At 67.5% G+C, this 22,868-nt stretch carries 19 protein-coding genes and 1 tRNA gene; 12 read left to right on the forward strand and 8 right to left on the reverse strand.

What is annotated here, in order from left to right; genetic code table 11:
* Nucleotide 1 precedes the first annotated feature (1 nt).
* Nucleotides 2-1,813, reverse strand: coding sequence for a ShlB/FhaC/HecB family hemolysin secretion/activation protein (locus tag C5F75_RS27040; protein WP_104012971.1), 1,812 nt, complete (start codon nt 1,811-1,813; stop codon nt 2-4).
* Nucleotides 1,813-3,951 carry a filamentous hemagglutinin N-terminal domain-containing protein gene (locus C5F75_RS27045; protein WP_258048601.1) on the reverse strand — a complete coding sequence of 713 codons (2,139 nt, stop codon included), beginning with the start codon at nt 3,949-3,951 and terminating at the stop codon, nt 1,813-1,815. Before C5F75_RS27045 ends, C5F75_RS27040 begins: the two co-directional genes overlap by 1 nt.
* Nucleotides 3,952-4,195: 244 nt before the next feature.
* On the opposite strand from C5F75_RS27045, the gene C5F75_RS27050 reads away from it, so the two are divergent.
* Nucleotides 4,196-4,711, forward strand: coding sequence for a shikimate kinase (locus tag C5F75_RS27050; protein WP_104012972.1), 516 nt, complete (start codon nt 4,196-4,198; stop codon nt 4,709-4,711).
* Between the two features lie 79 nt (nt 4,712-4,790).
* Here C5F75_RS27050 and C5F75_RS27055 read toward each other — a convergent pair whose 3' ends face one another.
* Together C5F75_RS27055 and C5F75_RS27060 are read right to left on the reverse strand one after the other, a co-directional pair.
* Nucleotides 4,791-6,101, reverse strand: a complete 1,311-nt coding sequence (locus tag C5F75_RS27055) for an MFS transporter (protein WP_104012973.1) — start codon at nt 6,099-6,101, stop codon at nt 4,791-4,793.
* Nucleotides 6,102-6,277: 176 nt separating this feature from the next.
* Nucleotides 6,278-7,360, reverse strand: a complete 1,083-nt coding sequence (locus C5F75_RS27060; protein WP_104012974.1) for a tartrate dehydrogenase — start codon at nt 7,358-7,360, stop codon at nt 6,278-6,280.
* Nucleotides 7,361-7,468: 108 nt separating this feature from the next.
* Here C5F75_RS27060 and C5F75_RS27065 point away from each other — a divergent pair, with 108 nt between their 5' ends.
* From C5F75_RS27065 to C5F75_RS27075, 3 genes are all read left to right on the forward strand, one after another.
* Complete coding sequence (locus tag C5F75_RS27065; protein WP_104012975.1) at nt 7,469-8,389, forward strand: LysR substrate-binding domain-containing protein; 921 nt, start codon at nt 7,469-7,471, stop codon at nt 8,387-8,389.
* 258 nt (nt 8,390-8,647) lie between these two features.
* Nucleotides 8,648-9,169 (forward strand): helix-turn-helix domain-containing protein, encoded by a 522-nt coding sequence (locus C5F75_RS27070; RefSeq protein ID WP_059580292.1) that lies wholly within the window; start codon nt 8,648-8,650, stop codon nt 9,167-9,169.
* The gene (locus C5F75_RS27075; RefSeq protein WP_104012976.1) at nt 9,166-10,437 is read left to right on the forward strand and encodes a type II toxin-antitoxin system HipA family toxin; all 1,272 of its coding nucleotides are present in this window, start codon (nt 9,166-9,168) and stop codon (nt 10,435-10,437) included. The genes C5F75_RS27070 and C5F75_RS27075 overlap by 4 nt, the downstream gene beginning before the upstream one ends.
* Before the next feature lie 24 nt (nt 10,438-10,461).
* Here the strand turns inward: C5F75_RS27075 and C5F75_RS27080 are convergent, their stop codons facing one another.
* From C5F75_RS27080 to C5F75_RS27090, 3 genes are all read right to left on the reverse strand, one after another.
* The gene (locus C5F75_RS27080; protein ID WP_059580289.1) at nt 10,462-11,463 is read right to left on the reverse strand and encodes a LysR family transcriptional regulator; all 1,002 of its coding nucleotides are present in this window, start codon (nt 11,461-11,463) and stop codon (nt 10,462-10,464) included.
* A 101-nt stretch (nt 11,464-11,564) separates the two neighbouring features.
* A complete protein-coding gene (locus C5F75_RS27085; RefSeq protein WP_059580286.1) occupies nt 11,565-11,984 on the reverse strand; it encodes a hypothetical protein in 420 nt (139 codons plus the stop codon).
* Between the two features lie 118 nt (nt 11,985-12,102).
* Nucleotides 12,103-12,903, reverse strand: a complete 801-nt coding sequence (locus C5F75_RS27090; RefSeq protein WP_059580284.1) for an AraC family transcriptional regulator — start codon at nt 12,901-12,903, stop codon at nt 12,103-12,105.
* A 164-nt stretch (nt 12,904-13,067) separates the two neighbouring features.
* Here C5F75_RS27090 and C5F75_RS27095 point away from each other — a divergent pair, with 164 nt between their 5' ends.
* Both C5F75_RS27095 and C5F75_RS27100 read left to right on the forward strand, forming a co-directional pair.
* Nucleotides 13,068-13,694, forward strand: coding sequence for a LysE family translocator (locus tag C5F75_RS27095; RefSeq protein ID WP_059580281.1), 627 nt, complete (start codon nt 13,068-13,070; stop codon nt 13,692-13,694).
* Between the two features lie 13 nt (nt 13,695-13,707).
* Complete coding sequence (locus C5F75_RS27100; RefSeq protein WP_059580279.1) at nt 13,708-14,460, forward strand: class I SAM-dependent methyltransferase; 753 nt, start codon at nt 13,708-13,710, stop codon at nt 14,458-14,460.
* 43 nt (nt 14,461-14,503) lie between these two features.
* On the opposite strand, the gene rtcR is transcribed toward C5F75_RS27100, so the two are convergent.
* Nucleotides 14,504-16,120: an RNA repair transcriptional activator RtcR gene (rtcR, locus tag C5F75_RS27105; RefSeq protein WP_059580276.1), complete on the reverse strand. Its 1,617-nt coding sequence runs from the start codon at nt 16,118-16,120 to the stop codon at nt 14,504-14,506.
* 338 nt (nt 16,121-16,458) lie between these two features.
* On the opposite strand from rtcR, the gene C5F75_RS27110 reads away from it, so the two are divergent.
* The 6 genes from C5F75_RS27110 to C5F75_RS27135 all read left to right on the forward strand — a co-directional run bounded on the left by C5F75_RS27110 (nt 16,459) and on the right by C5F75_RS27135 (nt 22,854).
* Nucleotides 16,459-16,531, forward strand: a tRNA-Phe gene (locus C5F75_RS27110).
* A gap of 259 nt (nt 16,532-16,790) precedes the next feature.
* Nucleotides 16,791-17,930 (forward strand): slipin family protein, encoded by a 1,140-nt coding sequence (locus C5F75_RS27115; RefSeq protein ID WP_059580273.1) that lies wholly within the window; start codon nt 16,791-16,793, stop codon nt 17,928-17,930.
* A gap of 62 nt (nt 17,931-17,992) precedes the next feature.
* A complete protein-coding gene (locus C5F75_RS27120; RefSeq protein WP_059580335.1) occupies nt 17,993-19,216 on the forward strand; it encodes an RtcB family protein in 1,224 nt (407 codons plus the stop codon).
* Nucleotides 19,217-19,268: 52 nt separating this feature from the next.
* A complete protein-coding gene (locus C5F75_RS27125) occupies nt 19,269-20,081 on the forward strand; it encodes a nucleotidyltransferase domain-containing protein (protein WP_059580270.1) in 813 nt (270 codons plus the stop codon).
* A 257-nt stretch (nt 20,082-20,338) separates the two neighbouring features.
* Nucleotides 20,339-21,487 carry a DUF1176 domain-containing protein gene (locus tag C5F75_RS27130; protein ID WP_059580267.1) on the forward strand — a complete coding sequence of 383 codons (1,149 nt, stop codon included), beginning with the start codon at nt 20,339-20,341 and terminating at the stop codon, nt 21,485-21,487.
* Nucleotides 21,488-21,549: 62 nt separating this feature from the next.
* The gene (locus C5F75_RS27135) at nt 21,550-22,854 is read left to right on the forward strand and encodes an XAC2610-related protein (RefSeq protein ID WP_059580264.1); all 1,305 of its coding nucleotides are present in this window, start codon (nt 21,550-21,552) and stop codon (nt 22,852-22,854) included.
* Nucleotides 22,855-22,868: the final 14 nt, after the last annotated feature.

Here is a 22,868-nt window from a genome sequence, read left to right on the forward strand (position 1 = left end):
ATCAGTCCGTCCAGTTGAGTGTGGCCAGCAACACGCTGGCCTTCTTGCCGAGTGCGGCCGGTTGCGCGAGCGCCTGCCCGACCAGCACTTCGGCCGACAGGGTTCCGCCTTTCAAACGCCATTGCGCGCGCGTGCCGACACCCGTGCCGACGAGCGACGGCCAGCCGCCCTGCGCGTTCAGGTGCGTCTTGCCGCCGTCCAGAAACACGTACGGTTCGATGCGCGCGTCGTGCCACGCCGGCACGTTCTGCCAGGCCAGCTCGTTGCGCACGAATGCGCCGCTGTCGCCCGCGATCCCGCCTTCGGTAAACCCGCGGACCGAACCCATGCCGCCCAGGAAGATCTGCTCGTTGCCGAACAGCGCGACGCGGCTGTACTGCGCGCGAAGCGTGCCGCGATACGCCCAGATGGAACCGGCAAGATTGCCGAGCGTGAACTGCAGCGTGCCGGTGGCATCGAGCTTCGTGAACTGGCTGTGCGCATCGTCGATGCCGATGTCCGCTGCATCGTGGTTGGCCGCCAGCCAGGGCAACCCCTGCGACACGCCGACATCCCAGGTCGCCGCGGCGCCCTGGTCGCGCATGACGAAGCGGGACAGCCCGTTCAGCGCGACCCGCAGCACCGTCAGGTTCTGCGGCGACAACGGAATGCCGTTGACGTCGCGCTCGGTGCGCAGCTTGTTGAGCGTGACGTCGACGCTCATGCGCCCGCGCGGCGAACGCATCAGCACGTCGTTCCAGCCGAGCATCTGGCTGAACGTGCGCCCCGCGAGCAGCGCGACGTCGCCGATCGCCTGCTGGTACTCGGACATCGACGCGGTGTAGCTGAAAGTTTGATACCCGTACGGCACCGCCGCCGAAAACACGACCGCGTTCGTGTCGGTCGTCCCGACGTAGCTGAACGACAGCGATTCCTGCAGTCCGATCACGTTGTCGGCTTCGACACCGGCGCGATAGCGCGTCCTGCCGGTCTGCGAGCTGCCGTAGTTGTCGATGCCGAAATCGTAATGAAGACGATCGCCATAGCGGTTCGAGATCGCGACGATCGAATCGCCCGGCGCTTCGCCGGGGAGAATCCGGATTTCGGCTTGATTGCGCCGCAACCGGTTGATCTGGTCGACGCCCTGCTCCAGGTCGGGCAGGCGCAGCACGTCGCCCGGCGTGCTCGCGAACGCCCATGCGGTGCCGGCTTCGGTCAGCAGCCCGCCGCCGCGCACTTCGTACCACTTCTCGTCGGGATCGCGCGGCCTCAGCGGCTTGCCGTTCAACGTCAACGCGGCCACGCGACCGGCGACGAGGTTGATCTTCAGCGTGCCGGACGCAAGATTCTGCGGCCCGAGGTACGCACGCGTCGTGATGTAGCCGCGCGAAATGAACGCTTCGGTCAGCCGGCGCAGCAGCAGGTTGATCCGGTTGCGCCCGAGCTGCTTGCCGATGAACGGCGCCGCGATACGGTCCAGCTCGGGCTGCCCGAGGATCGCGTCGCCGGTGAATTCGATCCGCTCGATCGGGAACGTCGGCGCGACGTCCGGCAGCGTGTCGACGTCGGCGCCCGGCGGCAGGTCGGGCATCGCCGGCTGCTCGGGCACCGCGATCTGCGCCGGCGGTTGCGCGAGCTCGTCGCGGCGCTGCCGGTCGCGCTGCTCCTGCAGCAGGCGCTGCGCGGGATCCTGCTCCGCACGCGGCACCGCGAACCCGGCCGGAAGCGCGCCGAGGCCCGGCGGTGCGCCCGCGAGCTGTGCGTGCACGCACGGCGACATCGCGCCGAGCGTCAACGCGAGCGCGGCGGCGATGCGGTGGTCCGTCTGCGACATCACAGGCCGAACCACGACACGAGGCCCATGTGATTGCGGTTGCCGATCGTCACGAGATCGCGATGGGGCGGCCGGATCGTCACGATGCCGCCCGCCGCGAGCACACCTTCGGGCGCGCTGTACGCGCCGCCGTCGATGTCGGCCTCGCCAGTCAGGCGCACCTTGCCGGTTCCTCCGGTGAACACGCCGCCCGTGTCGGCTGCATAGATTGCCGCCCAGCGATTGCCGAACCACGCTTTCAGGTCGTGGTCGCGGTTGACCACCGTGTAGCCCGGTACGCCCTGCGCGAGCGTTTTCGGTGCGTCGAGCGTCAATGCGCCGAGCGCGAGCACGGTTCCGCCCGTGTTCGTGATCTGCGTACCGGCTTTCAGCTGGATGTCGGCCTTGGCCTCGATCACGCCGCCGAACGCCTGCACGTTCGACGATGCGCTCGCGCGGCAGAACACGAAGCACGAGCGCCGGTACGCTGCCTGCCCGGTGAAAACGGCTTGCGTGAGAATGTTTTCGCGCGCGGCGATATCGATCGCGCCGCCATTCGACAGGATCGATCCGCCGATATTCGTCACGTTCGCGGCGCGCACGGTCACGTTGCCCGCGTCGGCCGTGATGTACGCGAGTTTCGATGCATCGGCCAGCGCGCCATAGTCGACGGTGAAGCCGTCGCTACGATGCTTGAAGAACAGGAAGCGGCCGCCCTGCTCGGAGAAGCCGACCACCGCGCCGTTCTGCACGCCGGTGCTGTGGTCGACGATGTTCTGCAGGTCTCCGCCCGCAGCGATCGAAATGCTCTGGTTCGACAGGATCCGCGCATTCCGGTTGACGACATCGGCGCCCGCGGTCAGCGACACGTCGCCCTGAACGCCGAACAGGATGCCGAGCCGCGTCTGCGGCAACGACTCGTTCAGGATGCGGCCCGCCGCGTTCAGCGTCACCGCGCCCATCGAATCCGGGTCAGCGTCGATCGCGGTCTGCCCTTGCACGAGCGACCCGACATTCACGATGTCCGCCGCGCTCTTGAGCACCACGCCGCTTTGCGACGATGCCACGGTCGCGCCCTTCATCGCATCGTCGGGATTCAGCGCGATGCCCGCGCCGTTCAGCTTCACGCTGCCCGACGCCATCAGGCTGCTGCCCGTCAACGCGATCGCATCGGCTGCCGACACGTTCGCGTGGCCGCCCTTCGCCTTCATGTCGGTACCGGTCAGCGTGATGCCGCCCTGCACGGTCGCGTCGAGATCTCGCGCGACGTCGACCTTCGCATGGGACATCTCGACGTTGCCGTTCGACGCCAGCGTGAAATCCCCGAGCGACGCGTTCATCGCGCCGGCGCTGCGCACGCCGGGGCCGCGGTCCGTGACGATCAACTGCACGCGCCCGCTCGTCACGCTGCCCGCGGCAGTGATGTCGATCGCATAGGACGATGCGGTGTCCGGCTGGGTCGTCGCGGTACGCGAGAGCCAGTCGTTCGCGTTGTCGTTCGGCGACAGCCCCGTGTTCAGCTCGGCACGGCTGCGTCCGGCCAGCAGGCGCACGCCGGCCGTCGCCGACGAAAACGTGTTGTCGATCGCGCCGTCGACGACGATGTTCTTCGCGATCAGATCGAGCCCGATCAGCGCGCCGGCCAGGCCGCCCGGACCGACGACGATCGTGCCGGTCGACGTATCGAGCACGATGTTGCGCTGGACCACGCCGGGGGCGATCTGCAGGTCGTTGAAGCTCACGTTGCCGGTGGACAGCGCGACGTGCCCGGTATTGACGAACGATCCGCCGTTGACCGTGATGCCGTTCGGGTTCGCGAGCACGACGTTCGCGCGCGGCCCCGCCACGGCGATCTCGCCTTCGATCAGGCTGCGGTTGGTGCTCGTCACCTGGTTGACGATCGTGCGCGCGTTGATGCCGGCGTTGTTCAGCGTCGCGCCGGCGGTCGTCACGTTGAACGACGAATACGTGTTGCTCGATACGCCGGCGACCGCCGGCGCAAGATTGACGAGCTGCCGGCCATTCGGCCCGACCGACACGCTCGTGGGCGTGCCGCCGTCCGGGACGATCCCCGCGGCGGCGGCGCAATGCGGCAGCAGTCCGGTTACGGCAAGGCAAAGGCACAGCGCGCGCCAGCCCCCGGTGCCTGCGCGCCCCATTGAATCGGTGCATCCCATTCTGATCCCGCGCACGGCTTCGCCGGCCGTGCGCCCTCGGTTTTTTGGTCGTGTGGTCGTACTGCTTTCGTCATACTTTTTTGAGATACCGAGGAAGAGTAACGGCGGGGCCACGACTTTCTTTAGGGCGCTTTATCGAATAATTTTTCTAATTCGTTCGGACTGGATATTACAAATTCATTTCGCGTCGAGGCAAAATGAAAGCATTCAGTCAATCTCGCGCCTCATGCCCTCTACATCGACGAACACGCCGCTCACCGTCATCCATCTGAACGGCCCGATCAACAGCGGCAAGACGACGATCGGTCGCGCACTCGCACGCGTGCTGCCCGATGCGCGCTTCATCGACGGCGACGATCACGACGCGCCCGAATCCGCGCCGTTCGACGTGCAATGGGCCATCGCGCTGGAGCGGCTCGTCGCGCAGATCGCGCAAGCGCGCGAACGCCACCTCGTGATCGCCTATCCGATCGGCGAAGCGGAATTCGAGCGGCTGCGCACGGCGTGCGCCGTGCGCGATGCGCGATTGTTCGTCGTCACGCTCGCGCCGCCCGAAGCGGTCGCGGCATCGAATCGCGGCACACGCGCGCTGACGGACTGGGAGCGGCAACGGATCGCCGAGATGTATCGGGAAGGGTATGCGTCGCGCAGGTTCAGCGATTGCATGATCGATACGTCGAACGCGTCGCCCGACGTGTGCGCGACGGAGATCGCGCGCCGCGTGGCGCGGCCCGCCCGTTGATGCGGCTGGTTCGGTCGCGCGCCGTCGTCGACGCGCCGCATGGACGTCCGGATCCATGGCCGCGGACGCGCGCCGCACATCAACGATGCTGCTGTACGCGCGACACGATCTGCTCGCGCGCCCCCTTGCGGCTCAGCATCAGCGTGACGACCGCCGATACCGCGAGCGTCCCCGCAACCACATACAGCCCCGCCGCATACCCGCCCGTCGCATGCTTGAGCCAGCCGATCGCGAATGGCCCGACGAAGCCGCCGAGATTGCCGATCGAGTTGATCATCGCGATGCCCGCCGCCGCGCCGGCCCCCGACAGAAACGCGCTCGGCATCGCCCACAGCGGCGCCTTCGCGGCGCTGATCCCGACGTTGACGACGACCAGCGCGAGCACGGTCAGCAGCGCGGTGCTCGCCTGCCCCGCGAACACGAAGCCGACGCACGCGAGCACGCACGGAATCACGACGTGCCATGTGCGCTCGCCGACGCGATCCGAATGCCGCGCCCACACGATCATCGCAACCACGGCGGCAACGCTCGGAATGCCGGTGAGCAGGCCCGTTTGCACCGCGCTGAAGCCGAACTGCCTGATCATCAGCGGCGCCCACAACCCGAGCGTGTACAGTCCTGCCGACGTGCCGAAGTAGATCAGCGCGAGCGCCAGCACGCGCGGATCGCGCAGCGCCTGCCACGCGCCGGCCGTATGCCCGGCGTGCGTGTGGCGCGCGTCCGCCTCCGCCTTCAGCTTCGCGATCAGCCAGTCGCGCTCGTCGGCCCGCAGCCACGCGGCCTGCGACGGCGCATCGGTCAGGTACTTCAGCACGACGAAGCCGAGCGCGACCGCCGGCAGCGCTTCGACGATGTACAGCATCTGCCAGTCGGCAAGCCCGAACATCGGCGGCATCTGCATGATCGCGCCCGACAGCGGCGAACCGATCGCGGTCGAGATCGGCGCGGCCGCCATGAACCACGCGGCGGCCACCGCGCGCTGCTTCGCGGGAAACCACAGGCTCAGGTACAGGATGATGCCGGGGAAAAAGCCGGCTTCGGCCATGCCCAGCAGAAAGCGCAGCACGTAGAAGCTCGTCGGGCCGGTCACGAACGCCGATACGGCCGACACGATCCCCCACGTGATCATCACGCGCGCGATCCAGATGCGCGCGCCGACGCGATGGAGAATCAGGTTGCTTGGCACTTCGAACAGAAAATAGCCGATGAAGAACAGGCCGCCGCCGAATCCGAACGCGGTGGGCGACAGGCCGATCGCCTTGTTCATCGTCATCGCGGCAAAGCCCACGTTGACGCGATCGAGAAAGCTGACGAAGTAAAGCAGCATCACGAACGGAATGATGCGCCACATCAGCTTCCGCGCGACGCGGGTTTCCAGATCTGCTTGCATGTGTCTCCTCCTTCGAGGTCGGGCCGTGCGCCGTCGGTCGGTGGACCGCGGCGCCGGCCGGCGCCCGGCTCGCGTCGGATGCGCGAGTCGCAGGCAGAAAATGCCTGAGTGAAGCGAACGCGAGACGCTCGGCTGCGCGCAGGCGCGGCCGTCAGCGCCACACCGCCTCGCCGCCGTCAGGCCGCGGCGGCCGCGTGCGCGGCGCGCTCGCAGACGGCCAACGTCACCTGCGCGGTCGTCGCGCTGCCGCCGAGGTCGCGCGTATGCAGCGACGGGTTGGCCGTCACGGCCTCGATCGCGTGCATCACGCGCGCGGCGGCTGCCGTCTCGCCGAGATGCTCGAGCAGCATCACGACCGACCAGAACGTGCCGACCGGATTCGCGAGCCCCTTGCCCATGATGTCGAACGCGGAGCCGTGGATCGGCTCGAACATCGACGGATAGCGGCGCTCCGGATCGATGTTGCCGGTCGGCGCGATGCCAAGGCTGCCCGCGAGCGCGGCGGCGAGATCGCTGAGGATGTCCGCGTGCAGGTTGGTCGCGACGATCGTGTCGAGCGACGCCGGGCGGTTGACCATGCGCGCGGTCGCCGCATCGACGAGTTCCTTGTCCCACGCCACGTCGGGAAATTCCTGCGCAATCTGTTTCGCGATCTCGTCCCACATCACCATCGCGTGCCGCTGCGCGTTGCTCTTCGTGATCACGGTCAGCAGCTTGCGCGGCCGCGACTGCGCGAGCCGGAACGCGAAGCGCATGATGCGCTCGACGCCGGCGCGCGTGAGGATCGACACGTCGGTCGCGGCCTCGATCGGATGGCCCTGGTGCACGCGACCGCCGACGCCCGCGTATTCGCCTTCCGAGTTCTCGCGCACGATCACCCAGTTCAGGTCGTCCGGCCCGCAGCGCTTCAGCGGTGCATCGATGCCCGGCAGGATGCGCGTCGGGCGCACGTTCGCGTACTGGTCGAAGCCCTGGCAGATCTTCAGGCGCAGGCCCCACAGCGTCACGTGATCGGGCACGTCCGGGTCGCCCGCGGAACCGAACAGGATCGCGTCCTTGCCGCGCAGCGCGTCGAGGCCGTCGGCCGGCATCATCGCGCCGTGCCGGCGGTAGTAATCGGCGCCCCAGTCGAAATCCTCGAACTCGAACGCAAAGCGGTCGCTGCCGTGGGCCAGCGCTTCCAGCACCTGCTTGGCCGCGGGCACCACCTCCTTGCCGATGCCGTCGCCGGGAATCGTTGCGATACGGTAGGTCTTCATGCGGACATCCTCGATTGGTCGTGAGCGTGAACGCACTTTACCGAACCGGCAGTGCAGAAACCGTGGCTATACTCAAAGCATCTTTAACTTCAATTCACGAATCTCGTCATGGCGGATACCGTTCAGCCGGCCGATCTTGGCTTCTTCTCGACGCTGGCCGCGTCGGGCAGCCTGAGCGCGGCCGCGCGCGAGCTCGGGCTGACCGCGGCGGCCGTCAGCAAGCGGCTCACGCAGATGGAGCGGCGCGCGGGCGTGACGCTCGTCAATCGCACGACGCGGCGGATGATGCTGACGCCCGAAGGCGACGTGTATCTCGAATACGCACGGCGAATCCTCGACCAGATGGACGAACTCGGCGAACTGCTCGGCAGCGCGAAGCAGCGGCCGAAAGGCCTGCTGCGCGTGAACGCGACGCTCGGGTTCGGGCGCAGCCACGTCGGCCCGGCGATCTCGCGCTTCGTCGCGCGCTATCCGGAGGTGTCGGTGCAGTTGCAGTTGTCGGTGATGCCGCCGCCGCTCACCGACGACACGTTCGACGTGTGCATCCGCTTCGGCGAGCCGCCCGACACGCGCGTCGTCGCGCGGCGGCTCGCACCGAACCGTCGGCTGCTGTGCGCGGCGCCCGCCTATCTGGCGCGGCATGGGACACCCGGCACGCCGCACGACCTGACGAGACACAACTGCATCGGCATCCGGCAGGGCGACGAAGGTTACGGCGTGTGGCGCCTGACGACCGGGCGCGGCGCGGCCCGCCACACGGAGGCCGTGCGGATCAACGGCAACCTGACGACGAACGACGGCGAGATCGCGGTAAAGTGGGCGCTCGACGGGCACGGGATCCTGATGCGCGCGGAATGGGACCTGCGCGACTATCTCGCCGACGGGCGGCTGGTCGTCGTGCTGCCCGACCATGAAACGCCGGGTGCCGACATCTACGCGGTGTATGCGCAGCGTCACCAGATGTCCACGCGGATTCGCGCGTTCGTCGATTTCCTGGCGGAAGAATTGGGGCGGCCGAAGGCGACGTAGGGCGTCGGTTACGCCCGCTGCGGGCCAGGCATCGGTACGCGATGCCGGGGCGAGTACACGGCTTTTCGGCTCACGACACGCGTCCGAGCGTATGGCCGCCAAGCGATGGAGTCAATATTCTGGCAAATCTCGCATCGTAGAGCCAAAATATTTACACAAACCAGCGCAGCGCCTCGACGAAAGTCACTGACACGCTGCGCTAAAGTGCTATTATTTTAGCTCTATTGCACCGAAAAAAACTGAAATATTAGCGCCATCATGGCAAAGAAAACCGCCCCTCTCTTGCCCGCATCCAGTCGGTTGCTCGTCGAATTCGGCGAGCGGCTCAAGCTCGCGCGTCTGCGCCGGAAACTGACGGCCAAGCAGGTCGCTGAACGCGCGGGAATGTCGCCGATGACACTTCGCTCGCTGGAGGGAGGCGGTTCGGGGGTCACGATCGGCGCCTATCTTGCCGTCATGCAAGTACTGGGCCTCCAGGGCGATCTGGAGAAGCTGGCCGCAGCGGACTCGTTCGGCCGCCAGCTTCAAGACGCTCGCCTCGTCAAACCGCGATCCGTGAAACGAGTTGCCCTGCGGTCGTCCGCCGAGTCGCCACGCATACCTGATCGGCGCGATCGTGCCACCACGACCACGCCCCCGGCCCCGGCCCCCGCCAGGAAAGCACCGGGATCGGCGTCCAGCATCCCGGCGCCCGACCACCATCGCGGTACGACGGCCGCGGAACTGGCCGCGCTGTTGAAGCCAGCGAGCAAACACCTGGGGAAATCTCGCGAGAAATGACGACCATCTCCGTTTACGCAGACTGGAGCAGCCTGGCCGCTCCCCGGAAACTCGGCCTTCTGCACAGCCGACAGACGCGGGCAAGCGAACATTTCGAATTCCAGTACGACGCAACCGCCTTGAGCGCTCCCGAACTCGCCCGGGTTCAGCTCGATCCCGGCATCGGCCTCTTCGAAGGACCACAATATCCACCTCCGCCGCGAGACTCGTTCGGTGCGTTCGCCGATTCCAGCCCCGATCGGTGGGGGCGCATGCTGATGGACCGTCGGCTGGAGCGAGACATTCGTGCAGGCCTTCGACCGAAGGGCACTCGGCTCCGTGAATCGGATTACCTGCTGGGCGTCCACGATCTCTACCGCGTCGGCGCACTGCGTTACAAGCTCGACGACGAAGGAGAGTTTCTCGACGACCGCGTTGATCTCGCCGCGCCGCCATTCGCGGAAATCCGTGAACTGGAACGCGTCAGTCGGGCGCTGGAAGAGGATGTCGACAACATCGCCCCGGACGGCCGCGACTGGCTCTCGATGCTCATCGCACCTGGCGGCTCGCTCGGCGGTGCACGACCGAAAGCAAGCGTGGCCGACGATCAGGGGCGTCTGTATATCGCGAAGTTCCCCAGCGCAAGAGACGATTACGACGTAGGCGGTTGGGAAATGGTCGTCAATGCGCTCGCGGTCGGCTGCGGCCTGAATGTCGCCCAAGCCGAGGCACGAAAGTTCGCCAGCGACCATCATTGCTTCCTGGTCCGTCGCTTCGACCGGACGGCCGATGGACGGCGCCTGCATTTTGCCTCGGCGATGACCATGACCGGTCACGTCGACGGCGACGATGCCTCCACCGGCGTCAGCTATCTCGAACTGGCGGAAGTCCTCATGCAACATGGTGCGCAACCGAATGCCGACCTCCGAGAACTTTGGGCGCGGATCGTCTTCAATCTTCTCGTGTCGAATACCGACGATCATCTTCGCAATCACGGATTCATTCTGGCACCGGGCAAGGGCTGGCGGCTCTCCGCGGCTTATGACATGAATCCGGTCGCGATCGCCGACGGCCTCAAGCTCAATATCACGGAAGCCGACAACGCGCTGAACCTCGAGCTTGCCCGTGAAGTCTGCGAATTCTTTCGGCTCGGTCTGAGCGATGCCGACGAGATCATCGACGACTTCCGTGGTGTCGTCAGTCAATGGAGAACGCTCGCGACGCGACTCGCGCTGCCGGCTCGGGAACAGGATCGGATGGCCAGCGCGTTCCGCCTCGCAAGCGCTTGAGGATTTTCCGTCCGCATCCCGCCGTCACGCCACCGCCACCAGCCCGCCGTAGCGATCGGGGGTAACGACTGCACCCGGCGCCGGCCGCCACCCCACCGCCCCCGCCGCCGCCAGCCCTGCCTGCTCGTGTCCGACCTGCACGAAACGCTCGGCGATCCAGTCGACGAACGCGCGCACGCCGGGCGACACATGCGGGCGCTTCACGTAGACGACCGACACGGCCAGCGCATCGGGCTGCCAGCGCGCCAGCACTTCCCGCAACCGCCCCGCGTCGATCAGCGCCTGCGCGGCGACGCGCGTCGGCTGGATCAGCCCGAGGCCGTGCACGCCGCAGGCGAGATACGCCTGCTCGTCGTCCACGCCGACGATGCCGTCGAGCCGCACCTTGCGCACCGCGTCGTCCACCGCGAACTCGAGCTCGGCCGGACGCTGGCCGAAGACGTGCGCCCCGCCTACCGCGCGATGCCCGCCCAGATCGTCGGGCGTGCGCGGCACACCGAAGCGGTCGAGATACGCGGGGCTCGCGCACGTGACGCGCTCGAGCGAGCCAAGCCGGCGCGCGACGAGCGACGAATCGGGCAGCGCACCGAGCCGGATACTGCAGTCGATCGCGTCGCCGACGCGATCGCCCGCGCGCCCGGCCACGGCGAGCATCAGTTCGAGATCGGGATGCCGCACATGGAATTCGCCGAGCGCCGGCAGCACGATCGCGCCCGCCACCGACGCCGGCAATTCCACGCGCAGCGGCCCGCTCGGATGCACCGCGGCGCCGCGAATGCTGGCTTCGAGCTCGTCGACGTCCGCGGTGATGCTGACGCAGCGCCGGTAATACGCGTCGCCTTCGGGCGTGGCCCGCAACGCGCGCGTCGTGCGCACCAGCAGCGGCATGCCGAGCGCCGCTTCGAGCTCCTGCACGGTGCGCGTCGCGGTGGCGCGCGAGATGCCGAGCGCCTGCGCGGCACGGGTAAAGCTGTTCATTTCGACGATGCGCGTGAAGATGCGCATCGCGCGGATCGGATTGTCCACCGGACACCTCTACGGGGTTGCGACAGGCCGCGGCGCGCGTTTGCGCACCGCGCGTGCGTGTCGATGTCGACGCAAGCCGCGCGAGCGGCGCGGCCGCCGGGTCAGGCGTTCGCCGCCGCGACGCCGGGCGCCGGTTCGGCGAGCAGCCGTTGCGCGAGCGCCAGCGCGTCGTCGCGGCTCGCCGCCGCGTTCAGCGGATAACCCCAGACCTTCTCGAAGGCGCCCGAAAAGGCATTGAGCGCCACGCGCCGCGCCGCATCGGGCTCGATCGCGATCATCCCGGGGATCCGTTCGCGCGACAGCGCACGGTTGGCCTTGCTCCACTTCGCGAGCTGCTTGCGCATCTCGTGATCGTTATCGGCGCGATCGTCGCCGGACGGCGCATCGTCGGTCAGAAGAACGAAGCGTTCGCGGCGCGCGAGCAGCGCGTCGAGTTCGGCAATCAGGCGGGCAGGATCGGTGTGGGTCGAGCCGCTGTAACGCAGCCAGACAAACGGGAATTCAGTCGTGACGATTTGCATGTCGGCCTCCAGATGAGAACGATTCTCATTTTATGGAGCCGGACCGCCTGCGTCATTTCTCGTCCCGGCCAACTGCTTTTTCAATCCGGCCAAACGGGCACGGGCGCGATCCGGCGGTTCAGCGCTGCCGATCGGTGAGGAATTGCGTCGGCGGCTTGCCGGTCGCCTTGCGGAACATCGTGACGAAGCTGCTTGCGCTCTCGTAGCCGAGATCGATCGCGATCTGGTGCACGCGGCGGCCGGTCGTCAGCATCCGCAGCGACAGCGCGACGTGCAGCCGCCGGCGCCAGTCGCCGAGGCTCATCCCGAGCTCCTTCGTCGCGAGCCGCGTCAGGCTGCGCTCGCTGATGCCCGCACGCCGCGCGAGCTCGGGCAGCGGCGACTTGTCGGCCGGATCGTCGAGCAGATGGTCGATCAGCTTGCGCAGCCGGCGGTCGGCCGGCATCGGCAGGTACAAGTCCTCGACCGGCGCCGCGACGAGCTCGTCGAGCAGCGTCGCGACCAGCCGCCCTTGCGGCCCGTCGACGTCGTACAGGTTCGGGAAACTGGCCGCCTTCAGCAGCAGCTCGCGCAACAGCGGCGACATGCCCAGCGTGCAGCAGCGCTTGGGCAAGTCGAGCGCCGCGTCGGGTTCGACCAGCACCGCGTAGAAGGTCGCGCCGGCCGAGCCGCGCGCCGCATGCGCGACATCGCCGGGAATCCAGACCGTGCATTGCGGCGGCGCGGTCCACACGCCGCCGTCGATCTCGCAATAGACGACGCCGGTCAGCGTGTAGAGCAGTTGCGCCTGGCGATGGCTGTGCCGCTCCAGCCGCCATTCGGGCTCGACGACGGAGCCGCCGAACACGACGAGCGGACGCGGCACGTGATAGACGTCTGCGTCCGCGGCGGGATCGGTGATCGGTGGAAGGTCGCGCATGGAACGGCGGGCTGTGGAAAAGGCCGGACGCCGGCGCGTCCTGTCGTGCTTATACCAGAAAGGCGCCGGCGCAGCCGTGCCGTTCGGGGGCGTCAGCGGCCGCGCGCCGAACCGAATACAATGCGCCGATCCCCTTGCCGCCGCGCCAACCCGCCGGAGCCGCCATGTTCGACCTGACCACGCTGACCACCTTCACGGCCGTCGTTCTGGGCCTGTTCCTGATCCCCGGCCCCGCCGTGCTGCTCGTGCTGAGCCGCACCGTGCAGGGCGGGCGCACGACCGGCATCCTGACCGGCCTCGGCGTCGCGAGCGGCGACTTCGTGCATACGCTGTTCGCGGCCGTCGGGCTGTCCGCGCTGCTGATGACGTCAGCGCTCGCGTTCAACATCGTGAAGCTGATCGGCGCTGCGTACCTGATCTATCTCGGCGTGCGCGCGCTGCTGGAGAAGCCGTCCGATCCGTCGCTGCCGCGGGTGGCGGCCGTCACGCCGCTCAACGCGTACCTGCAGGCGATTCCCGCTGAAGTGCTGAATCCGAAAACCGCGCTGTTCTTTCTCGCGTTCATGCCGCAATTCGTGCATCCGGAACGCGGCTCGACGTTCGTGCAGTTCGCGGTGCTCGGGCTGATCTTCGTCGTGCTCAGCTCGCTCTACACGACGCTGATCGCGTGCTCGATCCGCCCGCTCGGCCGCATCGTGAAGCGGCTCACGTGGCTCACGCGCTGGCAGGGCAGGATCATCGGCTCGATCTTCATCGCGCTCGGGCTGCGCGTGGCCGTGCAGCAGCGCTGATGGGCGCGACCGCATGACGCGCGCCGACGCGGATCTGCTCTACACCGACCCGCGCCTCGTCGCGGTGTACGACCTGTTCAACGCGGGCGATCGGGACTTCGTGTTCTATGCCGCGGCGATCGGCGCCTCCCGGCAACGCATTCTCGATCTCGGCTGCGGCACCGGCACGTTCGCGCGACGGCTCGCGTCGGCCGGGCATGACGTCGTCGCGATCGATCCCGCGCCTGCGATGATCGATTACGCGCGACGGCAGCCGGGCGCCGCCGCCGTCCGCTGGCTCGCGTGCGCGCTCGACGGCCTGCCGCCCGGTGCGCGATTCGATGCGGTCGTGATGACCGGGCACGCGTTTCAGTGCCTGCTGACCGACGACGATATCGACGCGACGCTGCGCGGCGTGCGACGCGTGCTCGCCGACGGCGGCCGCTTCCTGTTCGAGACCCGCAACCCGCGCACCGAACCGTGGCGAGCATGGACGCCCGCGCAGTCGGCACGCAGCGTCGAATCGCACGCATTCGGCATCGTCGATCTCCATCACGCGGTGCGTGCGATCGACGACGCGATCGTGACGTTCGACACGCACTACCGCTTCCGCCGCGACGGCACGGTGCTGACGAATACGAGCCGGCTGCGTTTCATCGCGCATCCCGACTTGCAACGGCGCGTGACGGCGGCCGGATTCGCGTCGGCCGACTGGTGCGGCGACTGGGACCACGCACCGTTCGACGCAGCGACCAGCGCGGAGATCATCGCGATCTGCCGCGCGTAACGGGCGCGGCGCAGACGTCATGCGCCTCGTTCGCCACGCGTCATCACGCGCGATCGAGCGCACGCCGCACACCGCCCCAATCGAGCCCGAACCGCGCGAGATACTTGCGCAGCCGGTCGGCATCGTTCGGCTGCTTCTTGCTCTGGCGCGACACCGCGAACAGCGTGCGCCCGGCTTCCGACAGGCTCGCCGACGTCCGGCACACGTCGAGCACGCGTTCGAGCTGCGCCCGGTCGAACAGGTCGAGTTCCGCCGCACGCGCGCCGAACACCGCATCGACGCACTCATCGGCTACCCCCGCGCCGCCCGGCGACGACCACGTGCGCGTCAGCCGTTCGACTTCCTGCTCGGCAAGCGCCTCGGTAATCCGCCCGGCATCGGCCAGCGTCGCCATCCGCGTGACCGAGGCCGACAATTCGCGGAAATTGCCGGCCCACGCCGCTCGCGGCGATGTCGCGAACGCGAGATAGCGCCGCTTCGCCTCCACGTTGAACCGCACCTGCTCGCCCTGCTCGCGGCCGAAACGGTCGAGCTCGAATTCGAGGTTCGGCTCGATGTCCTCGCGGCGCTCGGCGAGCCCCGGCAGTTCGTAGGTCCACAGGTTGATCCGCGCATAGAGATCCTCGCGGAACGTCCCGGTCGCCACCATCTGCCGCAGGTCGCGATGGGTGCCCGCGATCAGTTCGAAATCGCTGGTCGCCTCGACGTCCGCGCCCACCGGCAGGAAGCGCTTCTCCTCGATCGCCTTCAGCAGCATCGCCTGCTCGTCGAGCCCGAGTTCGCCGATCTCGTCGAGAAACAGCAGGCCGCCGTCCGCGGCGCGCAGCAGCCCCGCCCGCGCCGACTGCGCGCCGGTGAACGCGCCCTTCACGTGACCGAACAGCGTCGACATCGCCGCGTCGCCGCGCAGCGTCGCGCAGTTGATCTCGATGAACGGCCCGGCGAGCCGATGCCGGCCGCGCTTCAGCTCGTACACGCGCTTCGCGAGAAACGACTTGCCGGCCCCCGTCGGCCCGACCAGCAGCATCGGCGCGCGCGAACGCACGGCCACGCGCTCGAGTTGCTCGATCAGCGCATTGAAGCGCGCGTTGCGCGTCGCGATGCCGGCCTTCAGGAACGACACCGTTTCGTCGCGCTCGCGCGTGAAGCGCTGCGCGATCCGGTTGTAGCGGGACAGGTCGAGATCGATCACCGAGATCGTGCCCGGCCCGCTCGGCCCTTCGTCGGTCCGCTGCGGCGGCCCCGTCTGCACGAGGCGCGCGGGCAGGTAGCGCGCTTCCGCCAGCAGGAACCAGCAGATCTGCGCGACGTGCGTGCCGGTCGTGATGTGGATCAGGTAATCCTCGTGTTCGAGGTCGAACGGATATGCGCGTGCGTAGTCGTGCAGCGTCGCGTAGACCTCCTCGAAATCCCACGGATCGCGGATCGTGACCGGCGTGAGCCGCACGTCGGTATGCGGCGACACGCGCGCGAGATCGTCCCGCACCTGGTTGGCGAGACGCGTGTAGTCCGGCGAATGCAGCAGTTCCAACCGATCGATCGGCAACTCCGGCTGCTCGCACAACGAAATCGTCGGCCGCCATTTGCGGTAACGGCGCGGCGCGCGGCCACCCTGGTCGAGCACCGTGCCGAGAAACCCGATGGCGACAGTCTTTCGCATATTTATCTCGCAGGATAAGAGGCGATCCGATTATATCGTATTATCGTGATGACCCTTTGGGCACGACGTCGATCTCCAGCCACGCACAATAGATAAATCCCTTTTGTTTTCAATCGTTTAAAAAATCCACAAAGCCCCGACACGCCCGCTGGCACGCTCCTCGCTAAATAGAAGACGCCGGATGTCCCGCTGGCCCACGAGCCAGGGTTCAACAAGCCCTGCTGGTGCGCCGCCGCCGAACCTCGTTCGTCGCCGCAGCGCATGCCGCCATGGACAGACGAAGGCAAACGGGCGCGCGTCAGGACGCTTCGTCCGGGTTCGAATCCCGGAGCGCCCATTGTTCGGAAGCTCAGCCAGGTGGAGCAGCCGGCGAAAGCCGGCCGGTGGCGGGTTCGAATCCCGCTCGAACGCTGTCCGCAAGGACGGTCTCGTATGAAAAGCAGTACCCGCCGGTGCGGGCCGCGAGGCCCGCCGCGCGTCGGACCGGTTGCGGTTCCGCGCGATCGGCCGGGCGGCCGCACGGCCAGCGCACGGAGGCGCACGACGACGCAATGCCACACGCGTCGCCCTGTGCTTCGACGCCGGCCAGCGCGCCGCCCGCCCGATTGCGTCGCACCGCGATCCGCACGATGCGCGTCACCCGGCGGCCATTGAAGAAAAGGACAAGAATATGTGGATGCGACATGTAGTGAAAAAGAACGAGCGCGCGCTGCTGATGAATGAGGGCGATTTCGTGAAGGTGCTGGAACCGGGCGTGTTCAAGGCCTTCGATCCGTTCAAGCGTTTGTCGGTGCAGACCGCGCGTCTCGACGCGCCGCTCGCCGACGAAGCGTTGGCCGACTATCTGCGTCACGACGCACAGGATGTGCTCGCGCAGTATTTCGTCGCGATGGATCTCGCCGACGATGAAGCGGGCCTGCGCTACGAAGACGACGTGCTCGTCGAGATCCTCGCGCCGGGCACGCGCCGGCTGTACTGGCGCGGCCTGACCGCGCATCGGCTGGAACGTGTCGATCTCGCGCGGCACAGCATGCTGCCCGACGCGCTCGTGAAGCGCATCGCGCAACCGGCGCTGCGTGCGCGCGGCGTGGCTGGCCTGACGGGCGTGCTGCTGGCGCAGGTGCCGGCGCACCACGTCGGTGTACTGAAGATCGACGGCAAGATCGAGCGGTTGCTGGACGCGGGCACGTCGGCGTTCTGGCGCTTCAACCGCGACGTCGCGGTCGAGCTGGTCGATCTGCGCGTGCAGGCGATCGAAGTCGGCGGGCAGGAAATCCTCACGCGCGACAAGGTCGCGCTGCGGCTGAACCTGTCGGCGACGTGGCGCTATGCGGACGTGCTGCATGCGTTCGGCCAGTTGCAGAAGCCGGTCGAACACCTGTATCGCGAGTTGCAGTTCGCGCTGCGCTCGGCGGTCGGCACGCGCTCGCTCGACGAGCTGCTGGAGGACAAGCAGTCGCTCGACGACGTCGTGATCGCGCAAGTACGCGCCCGTCTCGACGGTTCGGGCCTGGACGTGCGCAGCGTCGGCGTGAAGGATATCGTGCTGCCGGGCGACATGAAGACGATCCTCGCGCAGGTGGTCGAGGCCGAGAAGTCCGCGCAGGCGAACGTGATTCGCCGCCGCGAGGAAACGGCGGCCACGCGTTCGCTGCTGAACACCGCGAAGGTGATGGAAGAGAACCCGACCGCGCTGCGGCTCAAGGAGCTGGAAACGCTCGAACGCGTCGCGGAACGGATCGACCGCATCTCGGTGTTCGGCGGCCTCGATCAGGTGCTGAACGGACTCGTCAGCATCAAGGGCACGTAATGCGGGATCCGGCGCGATGCAGGTGACTCGCGCCGGATACCGAAATGAATCAGGTGAAGCAAATGACAGACACGGATTACCAGGTAATGGAACTGGCGAACGGCAAGCCGGTGAAGATGTGGACGCAAGGCGTCGCCGTCGAGGAGGAAGCGCGCGCGCAACTGCGCAACACGGCACAGATGCCGTTCATCTTCGGCCACGTCGCGGTGATGCCGGACGTGCACCTCGGCAAGGGCTCGACGATCGGCAGCGTGATTCCGACGAAGGGCGCGATCATCCCGGCCGCGGTCGGCGTCGACATCGGCTGCGGGATGATGGCCGCGCGCACGACGCTGACGGCGTCCGACCTGCCGGATTCGCTTGGTGGGCTACGCGGCGCGATCGAACGCGCGGTGCCGCACGGCCGCGCACCGGGCCGCCGCGACCCGGGCGCATGGGGCGATCGCGCGCCGGCCACCGTGACCGAAGCATGGAAGTCGCTGCAACCGGGCTTCCAGCGGATCGTCGACAAGTATCCGAAGCTGGAAAAGACGAACCACTACGCGCATCTCGGCACGCTCGGCACCGGCAACCACTTCATCGAAGTGTGCATCGACGAAGCGGACCGCGTGTGGTTCATGCTGCACAGCGGCTCGCGCGGCGTCGGCAATGCGATCGGCAGCCTGTTCATCGAACTCGCGCAGGCCGACATGCGGCAGCACATCGCGAACCTGCCGGACCGCAATCTCGCGTATTTCACCGAGGGCAGCCGGCACTTCGACGATTACGTCGAGGCGGTCGGCTGGGCGCAGGACTACGCGCGGCGCAACCGGCAGGCGATGATGGACGCGGTGATCGGCGCGGCGCGCGGCGTGATCGCGAAGCCGTTTTCGGTCGACGAGCACGCGGTGAACTGCCACCACAACTACGTGCAGCGCGAACGCCACTTCGGCGAAGAGGTGCTCGTCACGCGCAAGGGCGCGGTGTCCGCGCAGAAGGGGCAGCTCGGGATCATTCCGGGGTCGATGGGCGCGAAGAGCTTCATCGTGCGCGGGCTCGGCAATCCGGAAAGCTTCTGCTCGTGCAGCCACGGCGCGGGCCGGACGATGAGCCGCACCGAAGCGAAGCGCCGCTTCACGGCCGACGATCAGGCGAAGGCGACGCAGGGCGTCGAATGCCGGAAGGACGCGGGCGTCGTCGATGAAATTCCGATGGCGTACAAGGACATCGACGCGGTGATGGCGGCCCAGCGCAGCCTCGTCGAAGTGGTGCATACACTGCGCCAGGTGGTGTGCGTGAAAGGATAGCGCGGTGCGCGGCCAATGGCCGGCGGCCGCGCGCAACAAAAGGGAAACAACAATGAAAACGGAACAATTGACGCCCGTGCGCAGCGCGCACCCGGTCGATCCGGCCGTGCGGGCGCGCGTGATGGCAGAACTCGCGGAAGTCGAGCGCCGCCACGACGTGACCGTGCTGTTCGCATGCGAATCGGGCAGCCGCGGCTGGGGCTTCGCATCGCCGGACAGCGACTACGACGTGCGCTTCGTGTATGCACACCGGCGCGACTGGTACCTGAGCGTCGAACCGCAGCGCGACGTGATCGAGCGGCCACTCGACGACGAACTCGACGTCAGCGGTTGGGAACTGCGCAAGGCGCTCCAACTGCTGCGCCGCTCGAACCCGACGCTGCTCGAATGGCTCGACTCGCCCGTCGTGTATCGCGAAGACGCGCGCTGGGCGCCGCGGCTCAGGTCGCTGGCGTCAGCGTTCTTCTCGCCGGTGCGCGGGCGTCATCACTACCTCGCGATGGCCAAGAAGAACTTTCGCGGCTACCTGCAAGGCGACACGGTGCGTTACAAGAAGTACCTGTACGTGCTGCGGCCGCTGCTCGCGGTACGCTGGATCGACTCCGGGCTCGGGATGCCGCCGATGCGCTTCGTGGATCTCGTCGACGGCACGGTGCACGAGCCGGCGGTGCGCGCGGAACTCGACGCGTTGCTCGCGCTGAAGATGAGCGCGAACGAAAGCGAATACGGGCCGCGCCGGCCGGCGATCCACGCGCTCGTCGAGACGATGCTCGCCGATGCCGAACACGATCGCGAATACAAGCGACCGTGGGGCGACGTGGCGATGCTCGACGCGTTCCTGCGCGACGTGGTCGATGATCGATGAAAGGCGAACGGCGCGACGCCTGCGGGCATCGCGCCGTATTTGCATCCGCACCTGCCCGGCCCATGCACGCGAGCAACGGTCGTGCCCGCACACTACGCGTCGTCTTCACGATCGCAACGCATTGCGGCGGTATACTCGATGCCGTTCGGTGACGCGCGCCGCCGCATGCGCCGCAGCCTTCGACCTGCCCGCTTGCTGACGATGCGCTTGCAGCCCGACGTCTTCCGCGCGCCCATCCACAGTCGATACGAAACGTCATGTCGCACCGCCTTTCGCTCGCCATCGCCGCCCTCCTCGCCGTTTCCCCGATCGTTGCCCAGGCTCGCCCGCTCGCGCGGCCGCCGGTCGAGCGCGAATTCAAGAGCTGGTCGGTCGTCTGCGACAACGGCAATCGCTGTATCGCGGAAAGCCATGCCGACGATATCGACGATGCACGCACCGGCCTGATCCTGCGCGTGACGCGCGATGCCGGCCCGGACGCGCAGCCCTCGCTCGATCTCTACGCATCGGCGCCGATCGACTTGCGCACCGCACGCGTCGATGGCCGGCCGTTCGATGCGATGCCGGCGCAATGGCATGCGTTCGGCGACAAGTCCAGCGATCAGGCGCACCCGTTCCGGATCCGGACCGACGATCCGGCAACGGTGGCTGCGTGGCTCGCCGCGGCGCGCAATGCGCAACTGCTGAGCTTCGGCGATCCGGCATCGGCGCCCGCCGCTCGCACGCCGTTGTCGGGACTGAATGCCGCGCTGCTGCTGATCGACGACACGCAAGGCCGCGTCGGCACGGTCACGGCGTTGCTGCGCCCGGGCCTCAAGCCTGCGTCGTCGGTACCGGCCGCGCCCGCGTTGCCGCCCGCGGTCACGCCCGCCCCGCCGCCCGTGTCGAATCTGTCGGCCGCCGAACAGCGGCCGCTGGTCGACGCGGTACTCGCGAAATTCGGCGCCGACGTGAAGCAATGCGCGGCCGATGTCGAAGACGAAATGTCGGCGAGCGATCGCAGGAAAGCGTCGAGAGCCGTCGCGATTTCGTCCGACGAGGCGCTCGTCGCGATTCCGTGCCAGACAAGTAGCCTATATAACCACACCGACCTGTGGTATCGCGTGCGACGCACCGCCCCCTACGCGCCGGCCGCGATGAACTTCGGCGAGAACGCGAGCGCGGGTCTCGATGCTGCGTCGTTCGCGAACGAACTGACCGACGCCGGCTACGATCCCGCGAGCGCGACGCTGTCGAGCACGGTCCGGCTGCGCGGCGCGGGCGATTGCGGCTCGACCGCGTCGTGGGTCTTCGACGGTCGGCGCTTCGTACTCGACGGCCTCGCGACGCACAGCACGTGCAACGGCCTGTTCCGGGACCAGTGGCCGCGCCTGTATCGCCGGGCCGATGCGGCAGGAAACCGCTGACGCACGCATCGCACCGAAACACGCCGGCAGACATAACCGATAACAAACCGAGGGGCCGTACCATGTATCTCCCGTTCATCGACGCGTCGCGCAACCCGACCGCGACGCGGCGCACGCGCGGCTGGCGTGGCGCGCGTGCGTTCGCGCTGGTCACCGTCACCGCAGTCACCGCGTTCGCCTTCTCGCCAGCAAACGCGGCAAGCACCGGCGATTCAGTCGAAATCCCGTTCTGGTCGCGTAACTGGACCGGCACGATCGGCAACCGGCATGTCGAAGTCTCGCTGTCGCGCGTGGCCGACACGGTATCGGGCTCGTACTGCTACGCGCCCTGCACGTCCGACAAACGCTATCGGCTCGCGTTGAAGGGAACGCTCGACGCGCACGGTGTCACGCTTTCGGAACGCGACAGCGGCGCGAAAGCCAACGCCGATCGCGTAACGGGTACGTGGCGCGCGGCATCCTTCGACAACGCCGTGACCGGCACGTGGGCATCGCCGGACGGCAAGCGCACGCTGCCCGTCTCGCTCGCACCGAAACAGGACGGCAGGCCGTTCCCTTACGAGGTCCGCCTCGTCGCCGACAAGCTGCCGGACGACAGCAGTTCGTGCAACGACCCGCCGCACGTCTTCGCGATTCGCCTGTACGACCGCGGCCGCCTCGTGCAGACACTGCAGACGGATTCGCAAGGCACCTGCGGCCTGCCCACGCCCGAATTCGCCGACGTGAACTTCGACGGCTGGCCCGACCTGATGCTTGCGCAAGGGATGGGGGCGAGCCCGAACATTCCGTACCAGACGTGGATCTTCAACCCGAAGACGCGGCGCTTCGTCGATGCGCCGCAGGGACTGCAAGACATCACGTCGCCGGATTTCGATCCGGTGCACCGGATCATATGGACGAACTGGCGCGCGAGCTGCTGCGAGCACGGCGTGACGACGTACCGCTGGCAGGGCAACGACGTGAAGGAGGTCGACTCGGCGAGCAGCTACTTGCTGCCCGTGCTCGACGGGAATACGCGTCGCTATTGCTACGTCGTACCCGGCTACGGCGACGGTTACATCGAGTTTCCGCAACGCATCGAGCAGACCGATGCCGGACTGCGCTCGACGCTCGGTGCACCGAAGGATTGCGAGGTGGGCGATTCGCCGCAGATGTCGCGCGTGTATATCGACATCTGGAAACCGGGCGCGGCGGGCAGCGCCCCGACGCTCGTGCGTACCGAAAAGGTCGCTTGGAAACGCACGTCAACGCGCGCCGGCATGAAGTTCTGCCCCGACGTGCCGTTCTACGACAACGGCCGCATCCGCCGCATCCTGTTGCGCGACGATCCCGACCAGTGCAGCGACTCGAATCCCGACGAGAGCTAGCATGCGGTACGCCC

This window comes from Burkholderia anthinoferrum (assembly GCF_002925705.1).
Taxonomy (GTDB): Bacteria; Pseudomonadota; Gammaproteobacteria; order Burkholderiales; family Burkholderiaceae; genus Burkholderia; species Burkholderia semiarida.

Excerpts from the sequence above, each read along its gene's own strand:
- C5F75_RS27130 (WP_059580267.1), top strand. The coding sequence starts at position 20,339 with ATGTCGCACCGCCTTTCGCTCGCCATCGCCGCCCTCCTCGCCGTTTCC.
- C5F75_RS27135 (WP_059580264.1), top strand. The coding sequence starts at position 21,550 with ATGTATCTCCCGTTCATCGACGCGTCGCGCAACCCGACCGCGACGCGG.
- C5F75_RS27055 (WP_104012973.1), bottom strand. The coding sequence starts at position 6,101 with ATGCAAGCAGATCTGGAAACCCGCGTCGCGCGGAAGCTGATGTGGCGC.
- C5F75_RS27125 (WP_059580270.1), top strand. The coding sequence starts at position 19,269 with ATGAAAACGGAACAATTGACGCCCGTGCGCAGCGCGCACCCGGTCGAT.
- rtcR (WP_059580276.1), bottom strand. The coding sequence starts at position 16,120 with ATGCGAAAGACTGTCGCCATCGGGTTTCTCGGCACGGTGCTCGACCAG.
- C5F75_RS27115 (WP_059580273.1), top strand. The coding sequence starts at position 16,791 with ATGTGGATGCGACATGTAGTGAAAAAGAACGAGCGCGCGCTGCTGATG.
- C5F75_RS27060 (WP_104012974.1), bottom strand. The coding sequence starts at position 7,360 with ATGAAGACCTACCGTATCGCAACGATTCCCGGCGACGGCATCGGCAAG.
- C5F75_RS27090 (WP_059580284.1), bottom strand. The coding sequence starts at position 12,903 with ATGCGCGACCTTCCACCGATCACCGATCCCGCCGCGGACGCAGACGTC.
- C5F75_RS27095 (WP_059580281.1), top strand. The coding sequence starts at position 13,068 with ATGTTCGACCTGACCACGCTGACCACCTTCACGGCCGTCGTTCTGGGC.
- C5F75_RS27075 (WP_104012976.1), top strand. The coding sequence starts at position 9,166 with ATGACGACCATCTCCGTTTACGCAGACTGGAGCAGCCTGGCCGCTCCC.
- C5F75_RS27040 (WP_104012971.1), bottom strand. The coding sequence starts at position 1,813 with ATGTCGCAGACGGACCACCGCATCGCCGCCGCGCTCGCGTTGACGCTC.
- C5F75_RS27065 (WP_104012975.1), top strand. The coding sequence starts at position 7,469 with ATGGCGGATACCGTTCAGCCGGCCGATCTTGGCTTCTTCTCGACGCTG.
- C5F75_RS27085 (WP_059580286.1), bottom strand. The coding sequence starts at position 11,984 with ATGCAAATCGTCACGACTGAATTCCCGTTTGTCTGGCTGCGTTACAGC.
- C5F75_RS27100 (WP_059580279.1), top strand. The coding sequence starts at position 13,708 with ATGACGCGCGCCGACGCGGATCTGCTCTACACCGACCCGCGCCTCGTC.
- C5F75_RS27050 (WP_104012972.1), top strand. The coding sequence starts at position 4,196 with ATGCCCTCTACATCGACGAACACGCCGCTCACCGTCATCCATCTGAAC.
- C5F75_RS27070 (WP_059580292.1), top strand. The coding sequence starts at position 8,648 with ATGGCAAAGAAAACCGCCCCTCTCTTGCCCGCATCCAGTCGGTTGCTC.
- C5F75_RS27045 (WP_258048601.1), bottom strand. The coding sequence starts at position 3,951 with ATGGGGCGCGCAGGCACCGGGGGCTGGCGCGCGCTGTGCCTTTGCCTT.
- C5F75_RS27120 (WP_059580335.1), top strand. The coding sequence starts at position 17,993 with ATGACAGACACGGATTACCAGGTAATGGAACTGGCGAACGGCAAGCCG.